General features: G+C 54.5%; 11 protein-coding genes and 1 tRNA gene. 2 read left to right on the top strand and 10 right to left on the bottom strand.

The features are described from left to right. Nucleotides 1-18 precede the first annotated feature (18 nt). The 10 genes from H9646_RS01630 to uvrB form a co-directional block, all read right to left on the bottom strand. Nucleotides 19-93: transfer RNA gene (locus tag H9646_RS01630), tRNA-Val, on the bottom strand. Between the two features lie 54 nt (nucleotides 94-147). Continuing rightward, a complete protein-coding gene (gene dnaQ, locus H9646_RS01625; RefSeq protein ID WP_191721581.1) occupies nucleotides 148-858 on the bottom strand; it encodes a DNA polymerase III subunit epsilon in 711 nt (236 codons plus the stop codon). A 3-nt stretch (nucleotides 859-861) separates the two neighbouring features. Further along, nucleotides 862-1,200 carry an ISC system 2Fe-2S type ferredoxin gene (fdx, locus tag H9646_RS01620; protein ID WP_191721580.1) on the bottom strand — a complete coding sequence of 113 codons (339 nt, stop codon included), beginning with the start codon at nucleotides 1,198-1,200 and terminating at the stop codon, nucleotides 862-864. Between the two features lie 12 nt (nucleotides 1,201-1,212). Then, on the bottom strand, nucleotides 1,213-3,084 hold the full coding sequence (gene hscA, locus H9646_RS01615; protein ID WP_191721579.1) for a Fe-S protein assembly chaperone HscA: 1,872 nt from the start codon (nucleotides 3,082-3,084) through the stop codon (nucleotides 1,213-1,215). Nucleotides 3,085-3,157: 73 nt separating this feature from the next. Beyond that, entirely contained in the window at nucleotides 3,158-3,676 is a 519-nt protein-coding gene (hscB, locus tag H9646_RS01610; protein ID WP_191721578.1) for a Fe-S protein assembly co-chaperone HscB, read from the bottom strand. Nucleotides 3,677-3,743: 67 nt separating this feature from the next. Beyond that, the gene (gene iscA / locus H9646_RS01605; RefSeq protein WP_191721577.1) at nucleotides 3,744-4,067 is read right to left on the bottom strand and encodes an iron-sulfur cluster assembly protein IscA; all 324 of its coding nucleotides are present in this window, start codon (nucleotides 4,065-4,067) and stop codon (nucleotides 3,744-3,746) included. Between the two features lie 2 nt (nucleotides 4,068-4,069). Further along, on the bottom strand, nucleotides 4,070-4,471 hold the full coding sequence (iscU, locus tag H9646_RS01600; protein ID WP_191721576.1) for a Fe-S cluster assembly scaffold IscU: 402 nt from the start codon (nucleotides 4,469-4,471) through the stop codon (nucleotides 4,070-4,072). Nucleotides 4,472-4,515: 44 nt separating this feature from the next. Further along, nucleotides 4,516-5,736, bottom strand: coding sequence for an IscS subfamily cysteine desulfurase (locus tag H9646_RS01595; protein ID WP_191721575.1), 1,221 nt, complete (start codon nucleotides 5,734-5,736; stop codon nucleotides 4,516-4,518). Between the two features lie 95 nt (nucleotides 5,737-5,831). After that, nucleotides 5,832-6,368, bottom strand: a complete 537-nt coding sequence (iscR, locus tag H9646_RS01590; protein ID WP_191721574.1) for a Fe-S cluster assembly transcriptional regulator IscR — start codon at nucleotides 6,366-6,368, stop codon at nucleotides 5,832-5,834. Between the two features lie 237 nt (nucleotides 6,369-6,605). Further along, entirely contained in the window at nucleotides 6,606-8,666 is a 2,061-nt protein-coding gene (uvrB, locus tag H9646_RS01585) for an excinuclease ABC subunit UvrB (protein ID WP_191721573.1), read from the bottom strand. A gap of 118 nt (nucleotides 8,667-8,784) precedes the next feature. Here uvrB and H9646_RS01580 point away from each other — a divergent pair, with 118 nt between their 5' ends. Together H9646_RS01580 and H9646_RS01575 are read left to right on the top strand one after the other, a co-directional pair. After that, nucleotides 8,785-9,981 carry an amino acid aminotransferase gene (locus H9646_RS01580; RefSeq protein ID WP_191721572.1) on the top strand — a complete coding sequence of 399 codons (1,197 nt, stop codon included), beginning with the start codon at nucleotides 8,785-8,787 and terminating at the stop codon, nucleotides 9,979-9,981. A 207-nt stretch (nucleotides 9,982-10,188) separates the two neighbouring features. Further along, nucleotides 10,189-11,109, top strand: a complete 921-nt coding sequence (locus H9646_RS01575) for a CoA transferase (RefSeq protein ID WP_191721571.1) — start codon at nucleotides 10,189-10,191, stop codon at nucleotides 11,107-11,109. Nucleotides 11,110-11,230 lie beyond the last annotated feature (121 nt).

The raw sequence follows: 11,230 nt of genomic DNA, 5'->3' as shown, positions 1-11,230 counted from the left end.
TTGCTGCAGACTTAAAAATGGTGGGTGATACATGGATCGAACATGTGACCCCTGCCGTGTGAAGGCAGTGCTCTACCGCTGAGCTAATCACCCTTGCCTGTATTTCGACAAGACTTAGATTATTGCACAGCTTGACTTATGCTTTTTTCAAATACGCCAAATTGTTTTGCCGCCAGAAGCCTTGTCAAGCTCGCTGAGCGCCGCTTCGTGAGCAACAAGCTCCTGCTCATTCGCCTGCAAAACAGGCAAGCGAATGGAACGCAAATCAATGCCCTGCGGGACATCTGCACCCGATTGCTGCTCACTGACATCATCGTCATCAGGCATGACTAGAGCGTTTTGCCCGCGCGTCATATTGATGTAGACATCCGCAAGCAGCTCCGCATCCAGCAAAGCCCCGTGCAACGTTCGCCCGCTGTTATCCACCTCAAGGCGCGAGCAAAGCGCATCGAGAGAATTTCGCTTGCCTGGGAACAGATCCTTGGCCATGGCCAGCGTGTCGGTCACACCATCCACGTAATGGCTCAAAGGCTTTAGCCCCAGAAGCGAAAACTCCTTATTCAGAAAGCCCACGTCAAATGGTGCGTTGTGAATAATGAGTTCTGCACCCTGCAGATAAGCCAAAATTTCTTGCGCTTTTTCAGCAAACTTGGCTTTGTCACTCAAAAAAGCAGTGGTCAAGCCGTGCACACGCAGCGCATCAGGGTGGCTGTCACGCCCTGGATTGAAATACAGGTGCAAATTATTGCCAGTGAGCTTGCGATTTACCAGCTCTACACAGCCCAGCTCGATGATGCGATCACCACCCTCAGCAGACAAGCCTGTTGTTTCCGTATCCAGAACGATGAGACGCGACATAGATCAGTGATTTTCTTTAGCGTGATTGATCGAGTACTTTGGAATTTCGACCACCAGATCTTTTTGAGCAACGATGGCTTGGCAGCTCAAACGCGATTGCGGCTCCAGGCCCCATGCACGATCGAGCAAGTCTTCTTCCTCTTCTTCTGCTGCATTGAGCGAGTTAAAACCTTCACGCACGATCACATGACAGGTCGTGCATGCACAGCTCATGTCACATGCATGTTCAATTTTGATATTGTTGTCCAGCAGTGCCTCACAAATTGAAGTGCCGGCAGGCACTTCCAGTTGCTTGCCTTCAGGGCAGTATTCTGGGTGGGGAAGAATTTTAATAACAGCCATGTTTTATATCGCTCACGAAATAGATTGAATACTCTTGCCCGCCAAGGCTTCACGAATGCCGCGGTTCATACGCTCTGCAGCAAATGCCTCAGTACCCTTAGCCAGCGCCTGCGTCGAAGCTTCAATGTGCGCAGCGTCCTCAGAAGTTACAGCTTGGCGCAAGGCTTGCATCAGCGCAAAAATGTCGTCACGCTGCTGCGCTGTCAGGACATCTCCATCCGCATCCAGCGCACTTTGCGTTGCCATTAACATGCGATCCGCATCCACACGGGCTTCAACCAGTGCACGCGCTTTCATATCTTCTTGCGCTGTACTAAATCCGTCCTGCAGCATCTGGGCAACTTGCTCATCCGACAAGCCATAAGATGGTTTGACATCCACCTGCGCCTCAACGCCACTGATTTCTTCTTTGGCATGCACAGCAAGCAAGCCATCTGCATCCACCGTAAAGCTCACGCGAATACGGGCTGCACCAGCCGCCATCGGAGGAATACCGCGCAGCTCAAAGCGTGCCAAGCTGCGGCAGTCTTGCACCAGGTCACGCTCACCTTGCACGACATGGATTGCCATTGCGGTTTGACCATCTTTGTAGGTGGTGAAGTTTTGTGCACGTGCCGTGGGAATGGTTTCGTTGCGCGAAATAATGCGCTCCACCAAACCGCCCATGGTTTCAACACCCAATGACAGCGGAATCACGTCCAGCAACAGCAGCTCACCGGCTGAATTATTGCCTGCCAGCTGGTTGGCTTGAATCGATGCACCCAGCGCCACCACTTCATCTGGATTCAAGTTCGTCAAGGGAGGCTGCCCAAACAACTGCGCCACTGCATCCTGCACCTGAGGCATGCGAGTAGCTCCCCCCACCATGACGACACCCTTGACGTCTTTCACCGCCAAATCTGCATCGCGCAATGCACGTCGCACGGCCTGCAGTGATCGTTTTGTCAAGGCAGCGGTAGATTGCACAAAGTCTTCACGCGACACCATCTGATCGATAGTGGGGCCACTTGGCAAAGTCACAACAAACCGCGTACTCGCAGCCTGCGTCAGGCGCTCTTTGCAGGCTTTTGAAGCCACCCGCAACGCCGCTCGATCTTCTGCCGCCACCAAAGCAACGCCAGCCTGCTCCTGCAACCATTGACCCAAAGCTGCGTCATAGTCATCCCCGCCCAGGGCGGAATCACCACCGGTTGCAATCACCTCAAAGACGCCCTTTGTCAGCCGCAATATTGAAATATCAAACGTACCTCCGCCCAGGTCATAGACAGCATAAATACCTTCACTGCCATTATCCAGACCATAGGCGATAGCTGCTGCGGTTGGTTCATTGATCAATCGCAGCAAATTCAGTCCAGCCAATTGCGCTGCATCTTTGGTAGCTTGGCGCTGTGCATCATCAAAATATGCAGGCACCGTAATGACAACGCCGTGAATATCGTCGTCAAACGTATCTTCTGCACGGTAGCGCAAAGTGGCCAAAATTTCCGCACTGATCTCTACCGGACTTTTAAGACCTGCGCGGGTTTGCACCGCAACCATTGCGTTTTCGGCCACCTGCGCCAATGCGTACGGCAAATGCTGCACCTGATCACCCAGGTCAGAGAGACTGCGCCCCATGAAGCGCTTGACGGACACGATGGTGTTGGCAGCGTCATCCACTTCATGCACGCGCGCGTCATATCCAATCTGGCGTTTGCCTTCAGGCGCATAGCGCACTACCGAAGGCAGCAAGATACGACCCTGATCATCCGGCAGACACTCTGCAACACCATTGCGTACAGCAGCTACCAGGGAGTGCGTTGTTCCCAAATCAATACCCAGCGCGATGCGACGCTGGTGCGGATTGGGCGATTGACCGGGTTCGGAAATTTGCAATAAAGCCATGGTAAATCTGTCTCTGAATGAACGGCACTCCGTCCCAATACCCTGAGCACAAGCTGCAGGTCGATGTAGCCAACTATTGTTCCAGTTGCTCGCGACGACGTTCGATGTCTTGCGCAAAGCGCTCAACAAACATGAGGGATCTCACCGTTTGAACCGCCGCCTTAGCGCCCTCTGAAGATGTCAACAATTGCTCGCATTCTTCAAGCATCTCACGCTTGGCTGATGCCACCTCCAGCGCTAAAGAATTGATGCCCTCTTCGCTGACCGCATCGTCCAGCGCTTCGCGCCACTCCATTTGCTGCATCAAAAATGCAGCAGGCATGGCCGTGTTGTCCTCCGCACGCACCGGCACGCCATACAGCTCGCACAGGTAGGCTGCACGCTTGAGGGGGTGCTTAAGGCGCTGGTATGCCTCATTGATACGCACTGACCATTGCATGGCCACACGCTGAGCCACCCCACCCTCACCTGCAAAGCGATCGGGGTGAGCCTGTTTTTGCAGCGCTTTCCAGCGCTCATCCAGCAGCACACGATCCAGCGCAAACTGCCTGGGCAAACCCATCAACTCAAAATCATCAGACTGCAGATTCATGTCAATAAAAAACCGCCAGCACGGGAGCATTGGCGGTTCTGTTTTAAAGGCTCTAGCCCGTTAGCAATTAAATGCGGAAGCTTTCACCGCAACCGCAACGGTCACGTTCATTCGGGTTGTGAAATTTAAAACCCTCGTTCAGACCTTCGCGCACAAAATCCAGTTCTGTGCCGTCGATGTACGCCAGACTTTTTGGATCAATCATCACCCTTACGCCATTGCTTTCAAAGACAACGTCATCCGGATCTTGTTCATCCACGTATTCCAGCTTATAGGCAAGGCCTGAGCAGCCCGTGGTCTTTACCCCCAAGCGAACCCCAACCCCCTTGCCACGCTTCGTCAAATAGCGATTCACGTGGCGCGCTGCTGCGTCAGAGAGCGTAATTGCCATTTTTATTCAGCAACAACCGCTTCACCGCGCTTGGCTCGGTAGTCATTCACTGCCGCCTTGATTGCGTCTTCAGCCAAGATGGAGCAATGCACCTTCACTGGAGGCAAAGCCAGCTCTTCAGCAATCACACTGTTTTTCAACGCAGCTGCTTCATCCAGCGTCTTGCCCTTGACCCATTCAGTCACCAGAGACGAAGAGGCGATCGCAGAGCCACAGCCGTAAGTCTTAAAGCGTGCATCTTCGATCACACCAGTCTCAGGATTGACCTTGATTTGCAGCTTCATTACGTCACCGCAAGCAGGAGCGCCAACCATACCGGTACCAACCGTGTCGTCACCCTTTTCGAAGGAGCCAACGTTGCGGGGGTTTTCGTAGTGGTCAATAACCTTGTCGGAGTAAGCCATGGTGTTTACCTCTTCAAATTCAAAAAATCTGTTCGTCAGTGTGCTTAGTGCTCAGCCCACTGGATGGTGCTCAGATCAATACCATCTTTGTACATTTCCCACAGAGGACTCAACTCACGCAGCTTGGCCACATTTTGTCGAATCGTCGAGATGGCGTAATCGATCTCTTCTTCCGTGGTGAATCGGCCAATCGTCATGCGCAGCGAACTGTGTGCCAATTCATCGCTGCGGCCCAAGGCGCGCAATACGTAGCTAGGTTCCAAGCTAGCCGATGTACAGGCAGACCCCGAAGAAACCGCCAAGCCTTTGATACCCATGATGAGCGACTCACCTTCAACATAGTTGAAGCTGATATTCAGGTTGTGCGGCACACGGTGCTCAAGATCACCATTCACAAACACTTGCTCGATGTCTTTGAGACCATCTAACAAGCGTTGCTGCAAGCGTTGTGCATGCGCGTAGTCCTGCTGCATCTCGTCTTTGGCAATGCGGAAGGCCTCACCCATACCCACAATTTGATGGGTGGGCAACGTACCAGAGCGCATACCACGCTCGTGACCACCGCCATGCATCTGCGCTTCCAAACGCACACGAGGTTTACGACGCACGTACAGCGCACCAATCCCCTTGGGGCCGTATGACTTGTGCGAGGCCAGGCTCATCAAGTCAATCGGCATGCTGGACATGTCCAAAGGCATCTTGCCCGTTGCCTGCGCAGCATCCACGTGGAAAATAACGCCTTTTTCACGGCAGAAGGCACCAATGGCATTCAGATCCTGAATCACACCAGTTTCGTTATTAACGGCCATCACGCTGGCCAAGATAGTGTCAGGACGAACAGCCGCCTTGAATACTTCCAGATCGAGCAAGCCATTTTCTTGCACATCCAGATAGGTCACCTCAAAACCCTGACGCTCCAGCTCGCGCATGGTGTCCAGCACTGCCTTATGCTCGGTCTTGACAGTAATCAGGTGCTTACCTTTACCTTGGTAAAAGTGTGCAGCGCCCTTGATGGCCAAATTATCAGATTCTGTGGCACCACTGGTCCACACGATCTCGCGGGGATCAGCGCCGATCAGGTCTGCAACTTGTGTGCGCGCCTTCTCAATAGCCTCTTCCGCCTCCCAGCCCCAAGCATGGCTGCGGGAAGCCGCATTACCAAAGTGCTCGCGCAACCACGGAATCATGGCATCCACCACGCGAGGATCGCAAGGCGTTGTTGCACCGTAGTCAAGATAGATGGGGAAATGTGGGGTCATGTCCATGGCTGGCTCTACTGATATCTGTCTGGCAAGCACCAAGCTGCCTATTGAAAACTCATAACACCTGCCGAATACGTTCGGCGGGTCTACTCATGCGCTCAAGACTTGGCGAATACGTTGCCCAGTGCAAAGACTGAGTTGGGCGCATTCACACGAATCGGCTTGACCACAGGAGCTGTGGAGATGGCGCGACGCACAACAGGCTTATCCTCGATCTGGATACCCTTTGCCAGTTGCTCATCCACCAGCTTTTGCAGGGTGACAGAGTCCAAGAACTCCACCATGCGCTGATTCAGTGCAGACCACAGTTCGTGGGTCATGCAACGACCTGCTTCACCCATGCAGTTTTCCTTGCCGCCACACTGGGTAGCGTCGATTGGCTCGTCAACCGAGACAATGATGTCTGCGACAGTGATTTCAGAAGCCTTGCGTGCCAAGGTATAACCACCTCCAGGACCACGTGTGGATTCAACCAACTCGTGGCGGCGCAGCTTACCGAACAGCTGCTCAAGGTAAGACAGGGAAATTTGCTGACGCTGACTGATAGCAGCCAACGTGACAGGACCGTTGTTCTGGCGCAGTGCCAAATCGATCATGGCTGTGACCGCAAAGCGGCCTTTGGTAGTAAGACGCATCGTGAGCTCCTTCAGTCAGGCTGTTAGTTACAGAAACATCAATCGCGGCAACCGGATTGACTACCGTCTCCGCCCTTACTCTGCCACCTCGTCAAGGCACAGAGCCCTTCTTCTAAGAAGTCTTTTGTTGTTGTTGAATGTTGAAACGAAGTATATCAGAAACCCCATCAATTTTGTCGGATACACGCAATCAACGCCATTAACTCAGACTATTGCCGCAGAAAAAAAGCTTTGAAATCAAGCCCCAAACAGTTTTTGTTTAAGAACTGCCAACTGATCTCGCAAGCGCGCTGCGGCTTCGAACTCCAGATTCTTGGCTCGCTCCAGCATCTCTTTTTCCATTCTCTTGATTTCTTTGGCCAGCTCGGCGTCGGACATGTGCTCAAAAGCGCCATGGCGAACCATTGCCCGACTTTGCTCATCGGATGCCCGCACACTTTTCTCGCTATACACGCCATCAATTAGGTCTTTCACTCTCTTGACAATGGCCTGCGGCTGGATGCCATTGGCTTCGTTGTGCGCAATTTGCTTGGCACGACGGCGCTCGGTCTCATCCATGGCTTTGCGCATGGAGTCGGTGATACGGTCTGCATACAAAATGGCTTTGCCGTTCAAATTGCGCGCCGCACGGCCAATGGTCTGAATCAAGCTGCGCTCAGCACGCAGGAAACCTTCTTTATCCGCATCCAAGATGGCCACCAAAGCCACCTCGGGAATGTCCAGACCTTCGCGCAGCAGGTTAATGCCGACCAAGACATCAAACACACCCAGACGCAAATCACGAATGATCTCGACACGCTCTACCGTATCGATATCCGAGTGCAGGTAGCGCACTTTCACGCCGTTTTCAGTCAGATAGTCTGTCAATTGCTCGGCCATGCGCTTGGTCAAAGTGGTGATCAGCACCCGCTCTTCACGCTCCGTACGAAGACGGATTTCCTGCAGCACATCGTCCACCTGGTGCGTAGCTGGGCGAACTTCAATTTCGGGGTCTACCAAGCCTGTGGGTCGCACGACCTGATCGACCACCTGCCCGGAATGGGTCTTTTCGTAATCGGCCGGCGTGGCCGAAACAAAAATCACCTGCCGCATGCGCTGCTCAAATTCTTCAAACTTGAGTGGCCGGTTATCCATGGCAGAGGGCAAACGAAAGCCGTACTCCACCAAGGTGGTCTTGCGAGAGCGGTCACCGCTGTACATCGCGTTGAGCTGACCAATCATCTGGTGGCTCTCGTCCAAAAACATGATGGAGTCTTTGGGCATGTAATCGGTCAACGTGCTGGGTGGCTCACCTGGCACAGCACCCGACAGGTGGCGCGTGTAGTTCTCAATCCCTTTGCAGTGGCCCACTTCGCTGAGCATTTCCAGATCAAAGCGCGTGCGCTGCTCCAAGCGTTGCGCCTCCACCAGCTTGCCCATGCCCACCAGTTGCTTGCTGCGCTCTGCCAATTCCAGCTTGATGGTTTCCACCGCCGCCAGCACTTTGTCGCGGGGCGTTACATAGTGGCTGCGCGGGTAGACCGTAAAGCGTGGAATGCTTTGTTTGATACGCCCAGTGAGCGGGTCAAACAGCTGCAAGCTGTCCACCTCATCGTCAAACAGCTCAATGCGCAGCGCCAGCTCTGAGTGCTCTGCCGGGAACACGTCAATCGTGTCGCCGCGCACGCGGAACGTGCCACGCGAGAAATCCTGATCATTGCGCTGGTACTGCATGCGAATCAGCTGCGCGATCACATCGCGCTGATTCATGCGATCGCCAGTGCGCACCGTCATCACCATGCGGTGGTAGCTCTCTGGTTCACCAATACCGTAGATGGCCGAGACCGTGGCCACAATCACCACGTCGCGCCGCTCCATCAAGCTTTTGGTGCACGACAGGCGCATCTGCTCAATGTGCTCGTTGATCGCGCTGTCTTTTTCAATGAAAAGATCGCGCTGCGGCACATAGGCTTCAGGCTGGTAGTAGTCGTAGTAACTGACAAAGTACTCCACGGCGTTTTTGGGGAAAAACTCGCGGAATTCACTGTACAGCTGCGCTGCCAGCGTTTTGTTGGGCGCAAAAATGATGGCGGGCCGACCCAAGCGCGCAATCACATTGGCCATGGTGAAGGTTTTGCCCGAACCCGTAACCCCGAGCAACGTCTGAAAAGCCTCGCCGTCCTGCACCCCCTCCACCAGCTTTTCGATGGCCGCAGGCTGATCGCCTGCCGGCGGGTACGGCTGGAACAACTCAAACGGCGAGTCTGGATAAGTGACAAAGGTGCCAGGCAGCACCGCAGCTTTTGTTTCTTCTTGCATGGTTTTATGTCTTCAGCGCATAGGCAGATGCCGGGGTAAAATGGCGCGCTAACCCTCAAGCCTAACGCAGGAGTCAGTTGGGGGCGAGCTGCAATTTTTCTACCCTCAAGGACGATTCATGTCTCTGTTTACTGCCGTCGAAATGGCCCCCCGCGACCCTATCTTGGGTTTGAATGATCAATTCGCTGCCGATACCAACCCCAGCAAGGTGAATTTGGGCGTGGGCGTGTACTTCGACGACAACGGCAAGCTGCCCCTGCTGCAATGCGTGCAGGCCGCTGAAAAAGCCATGATGGACAAGCCCACACCCCGCGGTTATCTGCCAATCGATGGCATTGCCGCTTATGACAACGGCGTCAAGGCGCTGGTGTTTGGTGCCGATTCCGATGTGGTCAAGTCTGGCCGCGTCTCCACAGTGCAAGCCATTGGCGGCACGGGCGGCCTGAAGATTGGCGCTGACTTCCTGAAGAAGCTCAACCCCAACGCCAAGGTGATGATCTCCAACCCCAGCTGGGAAAACCACCGCGCCATTTTTCAAAATGCCGGTTTTGAAGTGGTCAACTACGCTTACTACGATGCAGCCACCCGCTCCATCGACTTTGCCGGCATGCTGGCTGACCTGAACGCAGCCCCCGCTGGCACCGTGGTTGTGCTGCACGCCTGCTGCCACAACCCTACTGGCTACGACATCACGGCCGCGCAATGGGACCAGGTCATTGAAGTGGTCAAGGCCAAGAATCTGGTGGCGTTCCTGGACATGGCTTACCAAGGCTTTGGACATGGCATTGCCGAGGACGGCGCCGTGATCGGCAAGTTCGTGGCCGCTGGCCTGAATATTTTTGTGTCCACCTCGTTCTCCAAGAGCTTCAGCCTCTACGGCGAGCGCGTAGGTGCATTGTCTGTGGTGGCCAACGACAAGGAAGAAGCGGCACGCGTGCTGTCGCAACTGAAGATTGTCATTCGCACCAACTACTCCAACCCACCTACACACGGTGGTGCCGTGGTTGCCGCAGTGCTCAACAACCCCGAACTGCGTGCGCAGTGGGAAGCAGAACTGGGCGAAATGCGCGTGCGCATCAAGGCCATGCGCCAAAAGCTGGTTGACGGCCTGAAGGCTGCTGGCGTGACGCAAGACATGTCCTTCATTACCACGCAAATCGGCATGTTCTCGTACTCCGGCCTGAGCAAAGAACAGATGATTCGCCTGCGCTCCGAGTTCGGCGTGTACGGCACAGACACTGGCCGCATGTGCGTGGCAGCACTGAACAGCAAGAACATCGAGCACGTCTGCAAGTCGATTGCTGCCGTGATCTAAAGCGCTACGCCTGTGCGCAATCAACCGCCTTCGGGCGGTTTTTTGTTGTTCACATTTTTCATAAAGAATAGCTACTAACGCTTACTGTAAAACAGTTTCAAATATAAAACTATTTGAAAGTCATAGCCCATAAGCGCTGACAGCTATCAATAAATAAATTGACGCCAAAGCGGCAGACTTTTCACTCGGCTGAGCATACAAAGCAGCATGCACGCACCATCAGCTTCTACCACTTTGCAGCCTTTGCAGGGCACTCGCATTCTGAGTCTGGCACTGAATCTGCCCGGCCCTGCAGCCCTCATGCGCTGCCACCAAATGGGCGCGCAGTGCTTCAAGCTCGAGCCCGTGGCCGCGCAGGGCCAGCTCAGTGCAGACCCCATGCAGGCCTACAGTCCGCCAGCATATACGCAACTGCATCAGGGCATTGAGCTGCTGCAGGCCAACCTGAAAACCCCTGAAGGACAGGCACTGCTGCACGAGCAGCTCAACCAAGCTGATGTACTGCTCACCTCCTTTCGCCCAAACGCTCTGCACAAGCTGGGCTTGGATTGGAGCGAGCTTCAAGCACAGTACCCCCGCCTGTGCATGGTGCGCATTTTTGGCAGCACTGACCCCCAAGAAGCGGGGCATGCCGGCCACGATCTGACCTACCAAGCTGAGGCAGGCTTGCTCGATAGCGGACATATGCCCGCAAGCTTATTTGCAGACATGACCGGCGCAGTCATGGCCAGTGAAGCCATCATGCAGACCCTGCTGGCACGAGCGCACAGCGGCTCCGGTCACTGTGTGGACATTGGCCTGGCCCAGGCCGCCCATTGGACGGCCCTGCCCCGCCAGTGGCAGATGACCACACCACAAGGCGATGTCGGTGGCGCGCATGCAGGCTATGGCATGTACCGCTGTGCTGACGGCTGGGTCGCACTGGCTGCGCTGGAGCCCCATTTTGCACAGCGCTTGTGCGTCGTCGCAGGGCTGCCGAGCGCGGACGGCAGCATTGAACACATGCGCGAACACGCTACGCACCAAGCGTTTAAACGCTTTTTTGCGCGCCATACATGCAACGAACTGGCGGCGATGGCAGGACAAAGCGGCATCCCCCTACATTTAACCCCTGTCAAGCACAAATAATTACATCAGGCACCCACCGTCAAGTACGGTGCGTTCACAGCATTGGCATACCGCGTTAAATCTTTACTGCTCACCCTGTGTATTGCCTTGTTTGAAAGGTTCAGATGGTTCAGCTTTCAGC

The sequence above is a fragment of the Comamonas avium genome, from assembly GCF_014836675.1.
Lineage (GTDB): Bacteria > Pseudomonadota > Gammaproteobacteria > Burkholderiales > Burkholderiaceae_C > Comamonas > Comamonas avium.
This window is presented reverse-complemented; position numbering and strand designations above follow the sequence as displayed.